This is a genomic window from Dyella sp. Tek66A03 (assembly GCF_052567735.1).
Genome location: NZ_CP199584.1, coordinates 621914 through 640590, shown reverse-complemented (window position 1 = coordinate 640590; position 18677 = coordinate 621914). Strand labels below are relative to the sequence as shown.

17 protein-coding genes are annotated in these 18677 nt (G+C 60.2%); 2 read left to right on the top strand and 15 right to left on the bottom strand.

Going from position 1 to position 18677, the window contains the following annotated elements; translation table 11 throughout:
• Positions 1–11: 11 nt before the first annotated feature.
• Positions 12–638 (bottom strand): hypothetical protein, encoded by a 627-nt coding sequence (locus ACT01B_RS02810; RefSeq protein WP_445145879.1) that lies wholly within the window; start codon positions 636–638, stop codon positions 12–14.
• A gap of 396 nt (positions 639–1034) precedes the next feature.
• Here ACT01B_RS02810 and ACT01B_RS02805 point away from each other — a divergent pair, with 396 nt between their 5' ends.
• The gene (locus ACT01B_RS02805) at positions 1035–1433 is read left to right on the top strand and encodes a GNAT family N-acetyltransferase (protein ID WP_445145878.1); all 399 of its coding nucleotides are present in this window, start codon (positions 1035–1037) and stop codon (positions 1431–1433) included.
• Positions 1434–1491: 58 nt separating this feature from the next.
• Positions 1492–1782 (top strand): hypothetical protein, encoded by a 291-nt coding sequence (locus ACT01B_RS02800; protein ID WP_445145877.1) that lies wholly within the window; start codon positions 1492–1494, stop codon positions 1780–1782.
• Positions 1783–1800: 18 nt separating this feature from the next.
• On the opposite strand, the gene ACT01B_RS02795 is transcribed toward ACT01B_RS02800, so the two are convergent.
• The 14 genes from ACT01B_RS02795 to ACT01B_RS02730 form a co-directional block, all read right to left on the bottom strand.
• A complete protein-coding gene (locus ACT01B_RS02795) occupies positions 1801–4164 on the bottom strand; it encodes a hypothetical protein (RefSeq protein WP_445145876.1) in 2364 nt (787 codons plus the stop codon).
• Positions 4165–5084: 920 nt separating this feature from the next.
• Positions 5085–6521: an IS1182 family transposase gene (locus ACT01B_RS02790; RefSeq protein WP_445145085.1), complete on the bottom strand. Its 1437-nt coding sequence runs from the start codon at positions 6519–6521 to the stop codon at positions 5085–5087.
• Positions 6522–6611: 90 nt separating this feature from the next.
• A complete protein-coding gene (locus ACT01B_RS02785; RefSeq protein ID WP_445145875.1) occupies positions 6612–6815 on the bottom strand; it encodes a hypothetical protein in 204 nt (67 codons plus the stop codon).
• A 137-nt stretch (positions 6816–6952) separates the two neighbouring features.
• A complete protein-coding gene (locus ACT01B_RS02780; protein WP_445147409.1) occupies positions 6953–7354 on the bottom strand; it encodes an HIT family protein in 402 nt (133 codons plus the stop codon).
• A gap of 181 nt (positions 7355–7535) precedes the next feature.
• Positions 7536–8243, bottom strand: a complete 708-nt coding sequence (locus ACT01B_RS02775; protein ID WP_445145874.1) for a hypothetical protein — start codon at positions 8241–8243, stop codon at positions 7536–7538.
• 159 nt (positions 8244–8402) lie between these two features.
• A complete protein-coding gene (locus ACT01B_RS02770; RefSeq protein ID WP_445145873.1) occupies positions 8403–8774 on the bottom strand; it encodes a hypothetical protein in 372 nt (123 codons plus the stop codon).
• A 55-nt stretch (positions 8775–8829) separates the two neighbouring features.
• Positions 8830–9288, bottom strand: coding sequence for a GNAT family N-acetyltransferase (locus tag ACT01B_RS02765; RefSeq protein WP_445145872.1), 459 nt, complete (start codon positions 9286–9288; stop codon positions 8830–8832).
• A 295-nt stretch (positions 9289–9583) separates the two neighbouring features.
• On the bottom strand, positions 9584–10615 hold the full coding sequence (locus ACT01B_RS02760) for an IS110 family transposase (protein WP_445145871.1): 1032 nt from the start codon (positions 10613–10615) through the stop codon (positions 9584–9586).
• 812 nt (positions 10616–11427) lie between these two features.
• On the bottom strand, positions 11428–12588 hold the full coding sequence (locus tag ACT01B_RS02755) for an IS30 family transposase (protein ID WP_445145870.1): 1161 nt from the start codon (positions 12586–12588) through the stop codon (positions 11428–11430).
• 77 nt (positions 12589–12665) lie between these two features.
• Entirely contained in the window at positions 12666–13223 is a 558-nt protein-coding gene (locus ACT01B_RS02750) for a hypothetical protein (RefSeq protein ID WP_445145869.1), read from the bottom strand.
• 311 nt (positions 13224–13534) lie between these two features.
• Positions 13535–14566, bottom strand: coding sequence for an IS110 family transposase (locus ACT01B_RS02745; protein ID WP_445145868.1), 1032 nt, complete (start codon positions 14564–14566; stop codon positions 13535–13537).
• Positions 14567–14757: 191 nt separating this feature from the next.
• The gene (locus tag ACT01B_RS02740) at positions 14758–16575 is read right to left on the bottom strand and encodes a lysostaphin resistance A-like protein (protein ID WP_445145867.1); all 1818 of its coding nucleotides are present in this window, start codon (positions 16573–16575) and stop codon (positions 14758–14760) included.
• 377 nt (positions 16576–16952) lie between these two features.
• Positions 16953–17366, bottom strand: a complete 414-nt coding sequence (locus ACT01B_RS02735) for a VOC family protein (RefSeq protein ID WP_445145866.1) — start codon at positions 17364–17366, stop codon at positions 16953–16955.
• A gap of 148 nt (positions 17367–17514) precedes the next feature.
• Complete coding sequence (locus tag ACT01B_RS02730) at positions 17515–18675, bottom strand: glutathionylspermidine synthase family protein (protein WP_445145865.1); 1161 nt, start codon at positions 18673–18675, stop codon at positions 17515–17517.
• Positions 18676–18677 lie beyond the last annotated feature (2 nt).

Here is an 18677-nt window from a genome sequence, read left to right as displayed (position 1 = left end):
GAGGGCATGCGTTATGGAGAGGTGACCTCCATCTGCCGTGACAACTCACAGATCCAGTTCACCTCCCAATGCTTGCCGCCATCTGGAGAGAACGATTGCTCCATGCGCGCCGCTTTCGGCGAGATGTTGAGCCACATCCAGCGGACCAGGACCACGCGCCCCTTCCACGTTTGGTGATTGTAGAACTCGCCTCGATTGCCGTGGAATTCACCGATGACGGGCGCATCGAGTTCGCCTTTGTCCAAATCCAGGCCGTAGATGCTCCATTGAAACGTTTCCGGGTTGTACATCCGCAAGGTCTGCGCATTGATGTGCAACCTCTTGTCGGGACTCGTTACCTCAAACTGCTCGAAATTGGCGTTAGTGTCGAGCAATTTGTGATGATTGGAGATGCCATCGTATTCATCCCACTGGGTGGAATTATTGAGGCGATCCGGTAGGCGGCGGACATGTGCTTGCCAGTCCCCGATAAGGAAATCGAAATCGTGGGAACCGTCACGTTGCGGGGCTGCGAATACGCCAGTGGGATCTTTCGGGCCATCGACGGCACTGGCCGATGACATCGCGCCGGCTAACAAAGCTGCTGCCACCCATAGAGATATCGCGAACTTGGATGCTGCCAGTTTCCTGTGAGACACGCTGACCTCCTGTTGAGCTCAAGCGCTCGTGTGAAGATACCGTGACGCGCCGTTGGTCTTGCCCGAAGCTGTGCTCAGATTATCTCTTTGCGTGCCTATTTCGCGCCCTGACGCGCGTGACCAGATCAGACCGGCGCCCGATACTTAAGCCCGCTCCAGCCATGAAGCTTGAAGTGCATGGGGGACATGTCGGCTTGTCATGCCGTTTCGTTTGGGATTAGTTTCATCTCAGCAGTGGCTCGAGCCCTCATCGCATGACTCTCACCATCCGCCCGCTCACGCCTGATCTGTGGCCGGCTCTCGCCGACCTGTTCGGTCCGGTCGGCGCCTGCAAAGGCTGCTGGTGCATATCTGAGGCAAGCCCCAGCCGATAACGAAGCGGTATTTCGGGCGATCGTGGATGCTGGCCCGCCACCTGGTTTGATCGCGTTCGAAAGCGGGAGCGCCGTGGGTTGGTGTCAGCTAACCCCTCGAGCCGCCCTGCCGGCGCTTGATCGCATGTGGCGACTGAAACCCGTGGATAGCGCACCGGTCTGGTCGCTCACCTGTCTCTATGTCCGCAAGGGGCATCGCCGACGGGGCATCACATTGGCGCTGATCGCGGAGGCTCTTCGCACAGCAAAGCGCGCTGGAGCGCCCGCGCTGGAGGCCTATCCCTTCGATGCAGAGGTCTCGCCAAGCGCCTCAGGTACCGGCTATGCCTCGACCTTCGCGCGCGCCGGATTCAAGGTAATTACCAGGCGCGTTCCGGCTCGCCCGATCATGCGCCACGATCTGGAATCGATCGGGCCATGACACCCGCGTCGCAGCGGGATGTACTCGTTCGTCAAACGGTCGATCAGAGCGTATGCCGATGGTGCTCATCTACTTTGAGTCAAAACGGACCGTCCGTTTCGGCTCGAATGTGGACATCCCACTGCTGCCCGTTGCCGACTGGATGCCGCGCGAATGGGCCATCACGGCCAATGGGGCCGTCGCAGGTCTGGAGCTGGGCTTCTTCCATGAGCTCGGAGATTTGCTTAGCGTGCATGGTCAAACCCACGGCCATGTTGGCAGCCGTGACATGGTCACTGAGAACGGGACGGAAACTTATATGGGGTCGCAAGCCGACACTTCGCCGTACTCTACCGGACCGGCCAGTTAAGCGCTCGCGCCAGCCGGTTTAGCCACCGGGCCGCGATGGAATAACTCGTGTGTCCAGTATCAAGGGCCTGCCCGACTCAAGTGTTTCCTGGCCGGCTTGTGTGCGAACGATGGCCGGCGAGCCGCTCGTCAGTATGACGCGGGTTTGCCGCGGCGTGACATCAACATCAAAGGTTCTCCCCTGCCAATGCATGCCTCTCAGGTAAACGCGCGACAGGGCGGATCCCTCCACAGCGTCCCGTGCGATCACGGGAGCGAGGTCGATGCCATCTTCTCGGAAGCGGAACCCGGCAATGCCGTTGGACAGGGTTTGCAGGAACCCGCCCGCACCGGTCACGAAGGTATAGGCCGGATAGCCTTGTCCCGCGCTCGGCGCCATCACCGATGTCTCATTGAAGTTCAGATAGGGGCCCACGACATAGGGCTGATAGGCGCGACTGAAAAACGTAGTGAAGCTCGGCAACCCGAATTGCGCCGCAATGATGGCCTGCACGGAGTTGGTCATCGCAGGCCCCAGGGGGTCGGTGCGGGCGGCGTAGAAGTTGAGGTCGTTGATAGCGACGTCCGACGGCATCGGGTATTCCATCGGGTAGGTCAGGAGCACGACGTCCGCCTGCTTGAGCTGCTTCGATGAGCGGGCGGAGAAACCGGCGAATTGGAGGTGGATGCGCAGCTCGGGATCAAGGGCGGGCGGTACGATTTTCTTGCTCACCTCCCCCCATGCCGTGGGCGCGTCAAGGCCGAGCAGCTGCGCGACGTGGATCGCCAAATGGATGGCTTTGATCGCGCTGCCGTTGGTATAAGCTGCGTCGGTCGCGTCGACGGTGTATTCGTCCGGACCGTCGACTCCCCGGATGCTGTAGCTCCCGTCCGGATTTTTGGTGGCCCGCGAGCAGTAGTAATCGGCAATCGCTTTAATCACGGGCCAGCCGTTGTTCCTTAGCCAGCCCCTATCGCCGGTCGCTTCGTAGTACTGGTATTGCGCCAGCGCGATATCCGCCTGCAAATGGATTTCGGGGGTTTCGCCGCGGTCCACCGCCAGGAGTCCATTGCCGGACGTCCAGGGGAAAAAGGCGCCACGCGTCGCACGGACCTCCGACGAGCGCTCCTCGACGTTGCGCAACGCGTTGGGCAACGCGTCGTACCGGTAGTCCACGACCGACTTCGCCAGCTCCGGATGCATGGTCAACAGGAACGGATACATCCACGTCTCCGCGTCCCAGAAGATCATGCCCGCGTAGTTGTCGCTGGTGAGGCCCGCCGGCGCCACGCTCGCGCGAGCGTATTGCCGTACATTGGCATAGAGCGCGTATTCCGATGCGTGGATGACACTCTGCAGATGCGGATGATCGGCGTCGACCATCACATCGCTCTGCCAGAGGTCCAGCCATGCCTGCTCATGAGCATCCAGTAGTCGCGCATAGATGCTGGCCTGATCGCCGCCACCTTCATACGAGCCATCGGCGGCAGCCTTCGCCACCTGGCGCGCGATCTCGCCGACGTCGGTTGCGAGGTGCGGCTTGTCGGATGCGGCGGCGACCCCGACGTACTTGATGAAGGTGTAGGTCGTACCGATCACAGGTGTGAACGTCCAGCTCAGTCCTCGCTGGTCGTCACCGTCAAGCACCGTGGCCGGCCGCAGGCCAGCGGGTGACGATACGGTGAAGGCCTCCACAGCCTTGGTATGCAGGATGTCGCTGGCGATCGCTGTCTCGGCGCTGTTCGTCGCCGCACTTGATGGGACCCGATTCGGTAGCACCGTGGCGCGGCGGACGCCGCGCAGGTCGAGGAACGCATCCACGTTCATGGAGCCGCGCCAATCCAGTGCAGTCACGTCCATTCGCACGACGCCAAGCCGCTCGTATCTGCGATGGGCGAAGATCGTCCATGTCAGCCGCGCCTTGTTGCCGCGTGGTGATGTCCAAACGACCGAGGTGGTGACCACGCCATGCTGCATATCCATGGCTTGGTGGTAGGCCGATAGCTGCGACGCGGACAGGGCGAGCGGATCATAACGTCCCGAAGCATCGCGGATCGTGAGGGGCGACCAATTGGGCAGCGCCGACAGAAAGGCCGCCCTGCCGTAGTAGCCGGCGATCAGGGCCGAGGTATAGCGCGGGGTGCGCAGCGGCCAGGAGGAACTGTCGTCGGGTGCTGTCGTGCCTTCCCAATAGCCCTCGCCAGCCGCCGGGATACGCAAGCCCAGGTAGCCGTTCCCGATGAAGGGCTGATTGATGTAGGTCTCCTTGTAGGTCTCGCTGCCAAGCACCCACGAGGACTGCACGGCCACAGGCGACGAGGCCAATGATGCGCCCGCGCCGATGAAAGCCAGCAACCCTGCCAATACGACGCAGGAGCGCATTGAATGGAAAATGGGCTTCATGCGATCACTACACGCTTCATCATTCCCTTTCCTTGTATTAGTACCGCTCCGGGTCGGAAGCGGACGTGTCCAGCTTGCAGACGAGCTGGCCTGGCTGCAAGGTGCGCTACTTAGTGCGCTTCCTCTGTATCAAGTCAATCAGAACGGCCAGCGAAAACAGAAGACCCGCGGCATATGCGACGCGCGTAAGTTCGCTGGACTGGGCCAGCGTTATGTATGAATAGATCCCATGGTCATTTAGCTCGACCACGTGCAGAGCATCGCCCTTCCTCGAACCATGTAGGGCCAAGTCGTCGAACAGGACCGTGTGATAGATCCAGAGGCCCACGCCTGAAATGGCCAAGGCGATTTTAGGTATTTCGACGGCCAGCCTCATGTTGCATCGACCGGTTGAGGCCGCCGTCGGAAGCGGACATAAACTGATGACCCCAGCACATCGTTACCCGCCATCAAGTAGGCGCACGGGCCATTCGAACCAGACTTGGGCTTGTTTGAGATAGGCCTCTAGAACTCCGGCATTTCCCGACGTCACAGCGGTATCCGCAGGGCCAACCCAATACCGTGAGTTGTCCCCCCACGGTTCCCACACCATAAAGGGCTCGCCATTGACCTCAAATGCGAGCCGATGGTCGTCCTCCCGGACCCGTCGGACATTGGCTACACCCGGGGCTCGCCGCAACAACCGCGCAAGTGAGCCCGTCCACAGGCCGGACGCGTAGATCTCAAACGCGAAGATTTGGCCGTCACTCCGTTTGAGTGGGAAGGTTTTCATCCGAAGCGCCTCACCTCATTCTGTCCCTACGCACGTAAGGTCTGCTCCGGGTCGAGGCTGTGTGAAAACACAAAAACTCGAGTAAAGCGTCACGCTGTTTCACTTCGCGTGATCGTCTCAAAGATCGAGCGCAAGTATCAACGCCTAGTCAGGCCATGATGGCCTGCATCAGCGGCTTCACCCCCATGATCTTCATGACCCGCTTCATGTTGTAGGCCAGCACGTGCAAGCTCATCTCCGTGGCGACTTTCGGCATAGTGCGCGTGAGGAAGTGTGTCGCCCCCATCCACGCTTTTAGTGTGCCGAACACGTGCTCGACGGTTTGTCGTCGCACGCGCATGGCGTCGGGACGTGCATTGAGCTGGTCCTGCATGGTTTCCAGCACCGTCTCGTGCTCCCAGCGTCGGATGCGTCGATAGCGACTGGTGGTGCACTGCGATCGTAGTGGGCATGTCGGGCAGGCCGACGACCAGTAGACGTGCACCGACTTGCCACCTTCATCGCACGTCATGCGCCGAGGTGCATCTTCACCCGCGGGGCATTGATACACGTCGCGGTCAGCCAGGTAGCGAAAATCACGCTTGTCGAAACGCCCCGCCGCCTTGCTGCTGGAGGTCAGCGGCTTGGGCACCAATGGCGTGATACCCGCCTGCTCGCAGGCCAGGATTTCCTCGCCCTTGAAGTAACCGCGGTCGGCCAGGGCAGTGAGCGTATCGCGTTGCATCGCATCGCGAGCACGCGTGGCCATGGCCGTCAGCTGGTGACGGTCATGGCCTTCGTTCGTGACCTCATGGGCCACGATGAGGTGATGGGTGGCCTCCACGGCCGCTTGCACGTTATAGCCGACGATGCCTGAGCCTCGACCGCTGGTCGCCATGGCGCGCGCGTCGGGATCGGTCTGCGAGATTTGCTGATCGGGTACCTCTCGCATCGCGTTACCGAGCGTGGCCAGTTGCTGCATCTGTTCGCGCACCGTGGCGATCTTCTGTCCCAGGTGTTTCACCCGAACTTCCGGCAAGCTTCCAGGCTCGCGATCGGCGCGATCGAGTTCGGCCAGATACCGAGCCACGCTGGATTCGAGCTGTTCTTGTCGAGCTTTGAGCTTGGCTTGGGTGAGGTTCTTGTCCCGGCCGTTGACCGCCTTGAACTTGCTGCCATCGATGGCAACCACCGCATCGGTGAACAGCTTCATTCGCCGGCACAGCATCACGAACTGGCTGCACACGCGCCGGATGGCCAAGCCGTTGTCTTTACGGAAATCGGCGATCGTCTTGAAGTCCGGCATGCAGCGGCCGGTCAGCCAGATCAGTTCGACATTGCGCTGGGCTTCGCGCTCCAGGCGGCGGCTGGACTGCACGCGATTGAGGTAGCCGTAGATGTAGATCTTGAGCAGCGTGCCGGGGTGATAGCTGGGGCGACCGGTGGCGGCAGGCTCGACACCTGAAAAGCCCAGGTCGCCAAGGTTCAGCTCGTCGACGAAGACATCGACAATCCGCACGGGATTGTCGTCATCGATGTAGTCATCCAGTCGCTCGGGAAACAGCACGCTCTGCGACCGATCGGCACCTTCAACGAATCGCTTCATGAGGCACACCCACGCTAGGATGTGCCTAGCGTAGCAAGGCTGAGTGGTTAGGTGTTTTCACACAGCCTCGGTCGGAAGCGGACGTCTCGGTCAGTTACCCACACGCCGCTTTCCGCGCAAGATCTGCACGCACTGGCGAAGGCCGAATATCAGGGCAATCGCACAGAGCGCACCTACGGCGATCTGCCAGAGCTCCAAACTTCGAAACGGCGATCCGATGAGAGCGACCAGGCCAAAGATGATGAGTGTCCCGGCGATCAGCCAGAACACGGTAGTGGCGATCTTGTCACCCATATGGACCTCCCCCTGATCCTTTGGCGCCAGCATACAAAGGGCCGCTCTGGGTCGGAAGCGGACCCCATCCACGGCGTCCGCCTTGAAGGACACCACTTCACCATGCGCTGCAGATCAGTCAACTCTCCAAAGCTTTGCTACTCATGCAGATTCGAACGAATTAGAGCTGCGGTCTCAGCAAGTCGCCTGGAAGAAGCTTGAACTCGCGCTCGACGCTGGGAATCTCCGTCTGCATCGTGTGATGCTCCCCTTTGACGCCCGGCACCATCGAATGTCGCGAGCTGTGGCGGCCCTACGCCCCAATCGCTCCCCTTCTGTCGGGGCACGACATGGAAGTGGAAGTGGGGTGTTTCTTGCCCACTAAAGACCCCGTTGTTTTGAAACGTTAGTATCCCGAGGGGCTGGTACGTTTTGACAAGCGCCTGCGCGACTCTCTTGGCCGAGACCATTATCGCCTCGCATTCCTGATGAGAAAGGTCGAGCAGCGTAGCAACATGCCGACGTGTGATGACGCAACACTGGCCGACTTCGAACTGCATGGGATTTATCACGGTGAGCGTATGCTCGCTCTCATCGATGATCGCCCATCTTTCTTTGCGACCTGCCGTTTCACAAAGGTCACATGGATCTCTTACGGGAAGCTGGATCAATTGGCATCTCCAATGCGGCCGAACTATTCCAATGGGGTTGGGCGTCTTGTTGAGCGGCAGGTCGATATTTTTAGCCGGGCTTCCGCATGACGACGAGCATCCCTTCGGTCTCGCCAAGTGAGTGGTCTTCATCAACTCCGCAAGGAAGCCCAACGGCATGTAAGACACGGTGCACGATGGCGAAAGCACTGTGTGGCTTCGTCGGGTCCTTAACGCTCATGATGAGACCGGTCTCAGTAGGCGCCAGCTGCAGAACTTCATTCGGGGCACCTCCCTGTGTCGGATATATGTTCACGCCACAGGACGCAAACAGGTTCTGAAACTCCATTGCAAACATTTGGGCCTCGGCATCAGCAACGGCGCCAACCCTTAGAGCGACTTTTGGCTCAGTTTGGAAATCCGAAGATGCGAACACATCTCTTAGGGCTTCCGCTTGTGGCTTTTCCAGCCTACGCATCCGCTTCATTTCCAGAATGCGTTCGTTCGCCTTCGCGGCCTCCGCCTTGGCGGACTCGGCCTCTTTCTTTAATTCCGAGGCTTGTCGTTCTAGCTCTGCGGCGCGCTCGTTTGCTTGTGCTGCCCCTCGGGTGGCATCGGCGGTTCTTAGCGCAGCGTCTGCCTTGTACCGCTCTAGCGCCTCTGAATTTGCTGAGTTTTCTTCTCGGGTGAGCGTTATGACCGCATACGTTGCGAGTCCGACGCCTATGGCGGCGGCGGCCGCGACCAACGCCGACACTATGAGCATGGTTTCCCAACCATGCAATTCGAACCCAAACATTCGCCGGCCTCCCCTAGTGGTATTCATATTCATGCCGCGGACATGCCCCTTGTTGAACCGTCACCCGCACATGATGCGAGATCCTAGGCCGAAGCGCGTACGTGCCTGGTCAATCCCCCAAAATGTCCGCATCGGGTCGGAAGCCGACCTTTCCAGCCTCTATGGTGATTTCAGCTTAACGTCTCGCGCTGAGCGAATGCAGACCATCTGCATTTCACCCTGTTCGGCCTGGGTAACGGGGCAAACTTCCAAGTCGGCGGTGGCAGACTGTTCAAAGGTGACCACACTCTTGATGTTCGCAGGGGCGTCTTCATCTTCGGCTGGAACTACCCCGAGCAACCTGTTGGAACCGATCGGCCAGATCCGCATCGAGGGGGTTCCGTTGTAGAGAGAAACTCGCCCACGCAGGGTGAGGCACTTCCCACCGCTGACCGGTGCTTCTTCGCATGCGAGTACGGTGCCGGCCACTGAGCCCAAGGCCAGCACCAAACCGATGGAGCCTGCCAACTTCGACAGCCACGAACTCTTCATCCGAACGAGTCCCCTTGATCGCTACATGTGGTCCGTTCCGGGTCGGAAGCGGGCGTTACGAAGGCAACGCCTTCGCCATTTCTGCAGTGCCGTTCCAGCCCAACCCCTGATATAGCGGCTTGCCCTTCTCCGTTGCGTGTAGAACGGCGTAGCAAACCCCGCGCCTGACGAACTCCGCTTCCGCCAGCTTCATCAACTCACAGGCCAATCCACGTCTTCTGTGGTCGGGCTCAACAAAGACATTCAGGACGTATCCGCGTTTTTCATGCGTTGGATGCTCGGGATGTGGCGGCCAGTCGATGAGCATCAGACCGATGCCAGCGACAGGCGTGCCATCGTCCAACATCACGTAGCCAAAATAGGATCCATCCAGCAGACGTGGTCTAACCCATTCGCGGAAATGCTCGGTCATCAGCGTCAACACATCATCGCTTCTACCCGCATCCCGAAACATTTCTTCGCGGTGCCGACAAATGAGGTCGAGGTCATTTGTACCGAGTGTTCGAATGTCCATGGTGATTCCGAAGTGACAGGGTCAATCCGTGAGGTCCGTATATGGACTCCTCCCCTGTTGCAAGCATCCCGCAGCTCTGGCGTCCGTGTCGACTGCAAACGTATATCCGGCCTCCGCCACCCTCGCTCCTGAGGATGCTGGGCCTTGATGAGCTAGTCGCGCGCCGACTCCCAATCGCTCCGTCGTGCTCGTGGCACTAGGACATTTCAGGGTTTTGCCAGCGCCGGTCCGACCGGTTCGTCATCGTGCAGGGTGCTTCGCAATCGTGGATAGGATGGTTCCAGACGTTGCTCGTTTAGGCGGCCGCCAACCCCGGTTGGTAGTCCGTGCCATGACGCAACATGGCCCAGGCCATGCGCGCCGTCTTGTTGGCCAGCGCAACGCAGGCCACGTTGGGATGGGATCGCTCTGCCAGTTGGGTCACCCATCGACTTAAGGCATCGTCCTTGGTGGCTGCCGTGCGCAACATGGCACGCGCCCCATGCACCAGCAGCGAGCGCACATAGGCGTTGCCGCGTTTGCTGATGCCGAGCAGCCGCTCCTTGCCACCCGAGCTGTGTTGCGCCGGCGTCAGGCCAAGGGATGCCGCCAGCTGGCGGCCGTTGGTGTACTGCCGGGCGTCCCCTATCGACGCCACGAGCGCAGTGGCGACGATCGGGCCGACGCCGCGCAACTGCTGCAGTCGAATCGCATCGGGATCGGTCTTCGCCAGCACTCGAATCTCATCCTCCAGCTCCGCCACGCGCGCGTCGAGCGTGAGCAGGTCCTGCCACAGTCCATGGAGCAAACGGCGAAAGCGCGTGCTCAAGTCGTTACCGGCTTCCTCCAGCCAACACGGAATCGCCTGGCGCAACGAAGACAACTCCTTCGGAGCGACCAGGCCATACTCGGCTACCAAACCACGGATCTGATTGCCTTTGGCCGTCCGATCGTCCACCAACCTGGTGCGAATGCGATGCACAGCCTGGATGTCTTGCTGCTCCACCGTCTTGATCGGGACAAAGCGCATGCTAGGTCGACTCATCGCTTCGCAGATGCCCTCCGCATCTTTGGCATCGCTCTTATTGCGCGGCACGTACGGCTTCACGTACTGGGGCGCGATCAGCTTCACGCGAAAGCCCCGTGCTTGCAGTTGCCTGGCCCAGTGGTGCGCACCGGCGCAGGCCTCCATGGCGATCTCGCAACCCGGCTCAGCTGCTTCGCTCACCGCCTGCAGCCACCGATCTCGCGTCAGCCGTTTACGCCACACCGCCTTCTCGCGATGATCGACACCGTGGACTTGGAAGACATTTTTGGCCAAGTCGACCCCAATGCGCATAAGCTTCATGAGTGGACTCCTTCTCGCCGTTGACTGGTTTCTCGCAACTCCAGTCTGGCACTCAACGATGCCGATGGTGAGGAGGAGTCCATCTCATTGCTCCGGGCCGCTAGCGGACCTTACGGTGTAACGCCAAAAGAGGCTACCTGATCACGGCCCTTAACCGCAGATTCGCGACATCCCAGTCTCGCACTTGCCCATCCGAAATCCGCACTGCGTACCAACCAACTAGCCCGCTACCCACCCAATCGGGGCCAGCCCCCTTCGGGGCCGGATAGTTGGAACGGAGCGCGAAGACGTAGTAGCCGCCCAAAGCACCTGGTCTATCCTCACCGCAACGATATTCATCAGGTCCGTGACTTGCGCTCAACTGCTTACTAACGACACCCCGGAGTTGATCACACGCCGCCTTCCTCGTTAGCCCAACGCCAGATTTGTCGCCGGCCGAAGCACTACAAGCAAAGCAAGCCGACAGGACTAAAGTGCCCAAACCAAGCCAACGTATCTTCATGGAAACGTGATTCCTCTGAGTCGCCTCTATCACTGCTCCGGGGCGGAAGCGGACATGCAAATTAAGTGCGCTCGAACATCTTCATGTGTAAAGAAGGCCAGCCAAAGCAACCAACACGAGCATGCCCGCAATGGTCGTTGCACCCGCCACAGTTCCTGTCAGGAAGTAACCAGCGACCCAGACAATTGCAATGATGGCAGCACTTCTTGCTACCCAGGGTCGGCGATTTTCATCAGTTGACCTCATAGATGCCCCTGCTACGTCCATTTGGTGCTGGCTACCTCAATAAGGTCCGTTTCAGGTTGCGACTTCAGGCGGTCGATGCAACACATTGTTGGAATCGTTCGGCAGGTGTTTCGAAGTTCAGTGTTTGTCGCGGACGTCCATTCAATCGCCTGGCTACCGCATCGAGTTTAGCCTGAGAGTACACCGACAGATCGGTGCCCTTGGGAAAATACTGCCGAAGTAGTCCGTTCGTATTCTCGTTCGAACCGCGCTGCCACGGATGCTGAGGATCGCAGAAATAGACCTGGATATCGGTCGCCAGCGTAAAGCGCTGGTGATCGGCCATCTCCTTGCCACGATCCCAGGTCAGTGATTTGTAAAGCTCCCGGGGGAGCTTGTGCGCGTGCTTGATGAGCGCATCGATGACCGTTTGCGTATCTCTGCCGTCAACCTTCACCAGCATGACTAAACGTGTGTGACGTTCGACGAGCGTGGCAATCTGGGTGTTGTGGCTCCCCATGATCAGATCGCCCTCCCAGTGGCCGGGCACGGCGCGATCCTCGACTTCGGCCGGACGCTCACGGATGGAGACCATGCCGGCGAGCTGGCCATGGTTGTCCGTCTTCTGCGTGTGGTGGCGCGATCGGCGCATCGCGCGGGTGCGCCGTAAATGCACCAGAAGCTCCTTTTTCAGGGCACCACGGGCCTGGATGAAGAGGCTGCAATAGATGGTCTCGTGCGACACCTGCTGCTCCTCCTGGCCACCTGATCGGTGCTTGAGCCACCCCGCAATCTGCACCGGCGACCACTCTAGCTGCAACTTGGCGGCCACGAGTTTGGCCAGCACGCGATGCTTCTTCAGCTTGCAGACCTTGGGGCGGCGCCCCCGGTCCCAGGCGCGCTGATCGGCCTGGTTCGCTCGATAGCCGTCCCGACCACCATTACGTCGGATCTCCCGACTAATCGTGGATGGCGCCCGATGAAGCTGCAGGGCAACAGACCGGAGCGAGCATCCCAGCGCCACTGAGCGAGATACCTCCTCCCGCTCCGCCAGCGTGAGGGCACGCAGGGCACGATGGCGTGGGGCAGGTCGAATACCGCCGGTCCGGGCCAGTACGTTGCGTATCGAGGAATGGCGGGTATCAAATAGCTTGGCGATCTGATGCAGCGACTCGCCTCGCTGCCAGCGATCGAACATCAGCGCCTTCTGGGTGTCCGTGAAATGCTTCCGGGGTACCGTCGTCATGGGCAACACTCCTTCCGCTTGCGCGTCTATAGTGTGTTGCGTTCACCGCCTGAAGTCGCAGTCGAAAGCGGACCTTTTTAAAGCTTGCCCCACCACTGCGGGGCCTGGGTGACTCGTCCTCGATAGTCACGATATGTGATCTCACACCCCGAGCGTTTCTGCAGCTCTTCGACTAGCAGGCGCGTATACGCAAGATCTGTTCCGACCGTTTCCTTCCCGCGATATCGAACCACCACTGAGAGAACAATAGATCTGGCCGTTGACATCAGCTCCAGCTGGGCCATCTCCGAGTAGGCCACGTAGTTTCGGTATCGCCAGCCAAAACGCATACCAGCCGGCTCCAGGCGCACGCCAGTAAACGAGCGCACCAAGACAAAAACCGTGCCGCCGAACCCAAACAGGGACATGGGCCACGTGGGGCCTCTCGCACCTGGATGATCCGTCACAACCGCCATGAAGCTGGCTACCAAGGCCAGCATTAAGAAGATGACCACGGGCCACCGGGGAGCCTTAAGCTCGCCGGTTTTCCGAAGCAATTCGGCATTTTTTTGCTCAGTACGCGAATTTCTTGCTGCAAAAAATGCAGCCAACATGGAACAAAGAAAAAGCAACGCTATCGCAAAGCCATTTGTCACCACGCTCCCCTTGCATTAATGAAAGGCCGTCGACACCTTGTTGCCGAATGTCCGTATATGGACTCCTCCCCTGTTGCAAGCATCCCGCGCTCTGGCGTCCGTGTCGACTGCAAACGTATATCCGGCCTCCGCCAACCTCACTCCCGGAGGTTGCTGGGCCTTGATGAGCTAGTCGCGCATCGGCTCCCAATCGCTCCGTCGTGCTCGTGGCACGTGGACATTTCAGGGTTTTGCCGACGCCGGTCCGACCGGTTCGTCATCGTGCAGGGTGCTTCGCAATCGTGGATAGGATAGTTCCAGACGTGACTCGTTTAGGCGGCCGCCAAGGCCGGCTGGTAATCCGTGCCATGACGCAACATGGCCCAGGCCATGCGCGCCGTCTTGTTGGCCAGCGCCACGCAGGCCACGTTGGGGTGGGATCGTGCCGCCAACTGGATCACCCATCGGCTTAAGGCATCGTCCTTGGTGGCCGCCGTACGCAGCATCGCTCGGGCGCCATGCACCAACAGCGAGCGCACGTAGGCGTTCCCGCGTTTACTGATGCCCAGCAACCGCTCCTTGCCGCCCGAGCTGTGTTGCGCCGGCGTCAGGCCTAGCGAGGCCGACAGTTGGCGGCCATTGGCATACTGTTTGGCGTCGCCTATCGCCGCTACCAGTGCAGTGGCGATGATCGGGCCGACGCCACGCAACTGTTGCAGACGAACCGCGTCGGGATCGGACTTCGCCAGCGCTCGAATCTCGTCCTCCAGTTCCATCACACGTGCATCGAGCGTGAGCAGGTCTTGCCACAGGTCATGAAGCAGATGGCGAAAGCGTGCGCTTAAGCCGTTGTCGGCGCGTTCCAACCAACACGGGATCGCCTGACGCAACGAAGACAACTCTTTGGGAGCGACCAGGCCATACTCGGCCACCAGGCCACGGATCTGATTGCCTTTGGCCGTCCGATCATCCACCAACCTGGTGCGAATGCGATGCACGGCCTGGATGTCTTGCTGCTCCACCGTCTTGATCGGAACGAAGCGCATGCTGGGCCGACTCATTGCTTCGCAGATGCCCTCCGCATCTTTGGCATCGCTCTTGTTGCGCAGCACGTACGGCTTCACGTACTGGGGCGCGATCAGCTTCACTCGAAAACCTCGCGCCTGTAGTTGCCTGGCCCAATGGTGAGCACCGGCACAGGCCTCCATGCCGACCTCGCAGCCCGGTTCGGCGGCTTCACTCACTGCCTGCAACCATCGATCTCGCGGCAGCCTCTTGCGCCACACCGCCTTCTCCCGACGATCGACACCGTGGACCTGGAAGACATTCTTGGCCAAGTCGACCCCAATGCGCATAAGCTTCATGAGTGGACTCCTTCTCGCCGTTGACTGGTTGTTTCGCAACTCCAGTCTGGCACTCAACGATGCCGATGGTGAGGAGGAGTCCATCTCATTGCCCCGGGTTGCGGCCTCAACCGATTGAGACCGCCGTCGGAAGGGACACTATGCTTCTCTCGAGCCTCAGTCCAAACGGGCACTTGGTCGCCTATCGGACATCACCCTGCAGAAAGCAACCACACGGTGGCGATGGCATTGTTCAGTACATGCAACGCTATCGATGCGCCCAGGCCGCGTGTTCGGCGAACCAGCCAGCCTGCGACAAGGCCAAGCGAAACATAGAACGCCACGTGGGTGAAGTCGAAATGCAGGATGGCAAACAGGCATGCCTGCAAGGTGTTCGCCCATCCGAAACTCAGGTGACGAGTAAGTCCTCCGAGGATAAAGCCGCGAAACACCAGTTCTTCAAGGATCGGCACCAGCACCGCAACCAGAAGCAGCGCCAGGGCAGCACCACCGATATGCGCAGCGCCCGCCGCGATCCCCACTATTTCACGATCATGCGTCGTGCTCTGGATCGGTCCATGCGCATGCGCTGCGTATGCGATCAGCCAGAAGATCACGATCTTGAGAATCATGAAGGCCGGCACGGAGATCAAGGCCACCAACAGGCCACGATCACCAACCCATTGTCGCCACGTGAGTTGCCGGATAACGGGCAGCAGAAGCAAGCCGGCAAGCGCCACCGTTGCGAGCTGTGAGACGGCCAAGGCGGTCTGCTCGGCAGTAGACAGCGCACGACCCGCCGAGACCACCTGCAGCGCGCTCCCTGCCCCCAACATCGGCACCAGGACCGAAATGACCAGCAGCGTGCCCAGGCCCAACCACATGTGGCGTAGCCCGATGGACTCGAAGATGGGCGGTGTCGGTTTATTGAGGCGCGCCCGCACCGTGCCGCGATAATGCGCGGGGAAAGCGATCAGGCCAGGCAGCAAGGCCATCACGATCAGCATGGCCAGCGTCAACAAAGCCAAAGGCATCAGCGGCGGAGATAACAATTGCATGGGATCGTGGGCCAGCAGTGATCCATAGGCGAAGAGCAAAGGTTCCGTAAAGCCGACCTTGGCGAACCACTCCCGAATCGCGGCCGACTCAGCTTGGCCGTTCCCCTGCCCGTAGGCAATTTCCGCGCGCAGCTTGTACTGCTCCATGGTCTGGTAGGTCGATGGCGTCTTGATCTTGCTCAGCACCTCGGCCGCCTTCGCCGGCATGCCCGCTCGCATATAGACATGGGCGGCAAGCCATGGATCACCCTGCGCACCGGTGTGCTGAGAGCGAGCCAGCTCGTCTATCGCCACACGCGTACTCAGGTTGTCCGCGGCGAAACGCACGCGCTGCGACGCTTGCCAAGGCTCTTTCGAGACAGGCGTCCTGGCGAGCATCGTTTCCGCCTGACTGCACCGGCCGGTGTTGCACAGATAGCGCAGTGCGGTCACAAGCTCGTTGCTGGCCGGATCCAGTTGCACCGATGCCAACGCTTCCTGACCCGCCAAGGCCGTCTGCTTCTTCGACGTATAAGCCCGGGCAAGCAGGGCGTGTAGGCGCGATTGCTGCTGTGGCGTCCAATGCTGGCTCGCGGGCAGCAAGTTCCGCATGAAGCCGACGGCATCCTCGCCATAATGTTGCTGGGCAAGGTAGAGATTGGATTCAGCACGATCGTGAAAACGATGGTCAAGTGCCTGCTGGCAAGCCTCCTTATCCGCTTCGGCGTCTTCGCTCCATGAAAGGTCTTCGCTTTCTACGAAGCCGTCGATGAACCTGCAGCGCGCCAATACCAGCACTTCGTCGTTGGAATGGGCTGCCTCTTCCTTGGCATAGGCCGCCATGACCTTCTTGTAGGCATCTTGCTGGGCATTCGACACCAGCGCCGTCACCCGCGTCGTGTCCCGCAGGACGTCGACCGGTATCACCGATCCGTCATCGGCGAGGCAGATCATGCTGGCACTCAGGCATACCATGGCCAGCAAGAGTCGCATCAAACAGACAAGCTCAACCCGCACAGATGGATGGTTTGCTCGTACCGTTTTCACACTCGCACAAGCGACCGATGTCGCCGGATCTTTGCAACAACTCACGAAGCCCCCCTTGCACGTCGCATAGGGACACTCCCCCCGGAGCTCCCTTGCATGTGGCTGGGTGAAGCGTACCGCACCAACTAATGCCCCGGCGATAGCGCCCGTTGGCTTGCAGCGGGCTCAAGCGCCAGCGCCAGCGCCGGCAATTGATGATCGTTTCATCCACGGGCACAAATGGCGTCATGCGACGTTTTTTTTGAGAAGGTCCGCCTCGGTCGGAAGCGTACCTTCTCGGCCTACGCGACTAGACGCATGCCCCTTGCCCGTTGAAGGAATACTCAACCATGGGGCGGAATGGCGCTGGGATCCATCCACATGACTTCCCAGATATGACCGTTGGGATCCTCGAAGCTGCGGCCATACATGAAGCCGTAGTCCTGCACGGGCGTCGGATCGGCCTTCCCGCCGGCGGCACTCGCCTTATCAACCAGGCTGGACACTTCGTCGCGACTATCACCCGACAGACACAACAGCACCTGTGCGTCTACGTGCGCATCGACAATCCGCTTGCTCGTGAACTGGCGCCACTTGTCGTGCGTGAGCAGCATCACGTAAATCGCATCGGAGAACACCATGCACGCCGCGGTATCGTCACTGAATGCGGGATTGTTGACCGCACCAACGGCCTCGTAGAACGCTTTCGACTGCTTCAGGTCCGTCACGGGCAGATTAACGAAGATCTTCTTGCTCATTTTTCTGACCTTTGGATATAGGCCGCGGCGGAATTACCGCGGTACCTTACCGACGAACGAGAAGTGGGAAAATCGACATGGGCTGTCAAGCGCGTATTTGATGTGAAGCGGGCCACCGTTTTCACCTTGGATGGCGCCGTTGCCCGCCTCAATCCACGATGGCATGGGGAATAAAGCGCGAGGTGTCTTGCGTGATCAGCGAGCGGTCTTCACGGATGCCCATGCCGGCCGGCAAGTCGCCGATGACCCAGCTGCCGATCAGGGGATAACCACCGTCGAAGCGCGTCAGTGGATGGCAGGCCTGCAGGATGCGCGGTCCTTCCCTATAGGGGCCGTCCGTGCAGGCGGCCGTGCCATCGGTGGTGAGCAGCTCGATATTGGCGCCTTCGCGCGACAGCATGGGCTTGCGTACCCACCCGGGCGTCAAAGTGGTGGGCGCGTCTTCGAAGAAGGCGGGCAGCAGGTTGGGATGGCCCTGATGCCGCTCCCACAGCAACGGCAACACGCCCTTGTTGCTCAGCACGGCCTTCCAGGCCGGCTCGATCAGCTGGATGCCGGAGGAAGGAAGGTGGCTGCCGTACTCGTCCTCGAACATCATCTCCAGCGGGTAAAGCTTGAAGAGTGTGCCGATCACGATGGAGTCGAGGTCGGTGAAGGCTCCCGTAGTCGACAGGCCGATGTCTTCCAGGGCGATCAGGCCGGCATCGATGCCGACCTGGTGGGCGCAGTCACGCAGGTACTGCACGGTGCCCTGATCTTCCGCCGACTCGCGCACGGCACTGAAATAAAATGGCCGCGGCAGCGACTTGGCGATGGTCGCCAGGGCCTCGCACAGCTTTTCCTGGATCGAGTTGTACTGGTCCGCCCGCTTGGGCAGCACGCCGCGCTCGACTTGCTGCTCGAGCCACACCCACTGATAGAACGCGGCCTCGTAGAGGCTGGTGGGCGTGTCGTAGTTGAGCTCGAACAGCTTGGCCGGGCCGGTGCCATCGTAGGCGAGGTCCATGCGCCCGTACAAATGCGGCTGACCGCGACCCCAGGAGTCGGCGATCCAATCCCAATAGTGGCGAGGAATGGCGAGGCGCTGCATGAGCGCCTCGCTGCGCACGATCTCACCGGCGAGATCCATCGCCATCTCGTGGATCTCGCGCGTCGGTGCTTCAATGTCGCGCTCGATCTGTGCCAGCGAAAACGCGTAATAGGCGGTCTCGTCCCAGTACGGCTCGCCGCGGATGGTGTGGAAGTTGAAGCCGTACGTCTCGGCGGTTTGCTTCCAGTCCGCACGTGGCTCGACCACGAAGCGCCTCATCG

Coding starts and splice junctions, on each gene's coding strand:
- ACT01B_RS02800 (WP_445145877.1), top strand. CDS start 1,492: ATGGTGCTCATCTACTTTGAGTCAAAACGGACCGTCCGTTTCGGCTCG.
- ACT01B_RS02795 (WP_445145876.1), bottom strand. CDS start 4,164: ATGAAGCCCATTTTCCATTCAATGCGCTCCTGCGTCGTATTGGCAGGG.
- ACT01B_RS02790 (WP_445145085.1), bottom strand. CDS start 6,521: ATGAAGCGATTCGTTGAAGGTGCCGATCGGTCGCAGAGCGTGCTGTTT.
- ACT01B_RS02785 (WP_445145875.1), bottom strand. CDS start 6,815: ATGGGTGACAAGATCGCCACTACCGTGTTCTGGCTGATCGCCGGGACA.
- ACT01B_RS02780 (WP_445147409.1), bottom strand. CDS start 7,354: ATGCAGTTCGAAGTCGGCCAGTGTTGCGTCATCACACGTCGGCATGTT.
- ACT01B_RS02775 (WP_445145874.1), bottom strand. CDS start 8,243: ATGTTTGGGTTCGAATTGCATGGTTGGGAAACCATGCTCATAGTGTCG.
- ACT01B_RS02770 (WP_445145873.1), bottom strand. CDS start 8,774: ATGAAGAGTTCGTGGCTGTCGAAGTTGGCAGGCTCCATCGGTTTGGTG.
- ACT01B_RS02765 (WP_445145872.1), bottom strand. CDS start 9,288: ATGGACATTCGAACACTCGGTACAAATGACCTCGACCTCATTTGTCGG.
- ACT01B_RS02760 (WP_445145871.1), bottom strand. CDS start 10,615: ATGAAGCTTATGCGCATTGGGGTCGACTTGGCCAAAAATGTCTTCCAA.
- ACT01B_RS02755 (WP_445145870.1), bottom strand. CDS start 12,588: ATGACGACGGTACCCCGGAAGCATTTCACGGACACCCAGAAGGCGCTG.
- ACT01B_RS02745 (WP_445145868.1), bottom strand. CDS start 14,566: ATGAAGCTTATGCGCATTGGGGTCGACTTGGCCAAGAATGTCTTCCAG.
- ACT01B_RS02740 (WP_445145867.1), bottom strand. CDS start 16,575: ATGCGACTCTTGCTGGCCATGGTATGCCTGAGTGCCAGCATGATCTGC.
- ACT01B_RS02735 (WP_445145866.1), bottom strand. CDS start 17,366: ATGAGCAAGAAGATCTTCGTTAATCTGCCCGTGACGGACCTGAAGCAG.
- ACT01B_RS02730 (WP_445145865.1), bottom strand. CDS start 18,675: ATGAGGCGCTTCGTGGTCGAGCCACGTGCGGACTGGAAGCAAACCGCC.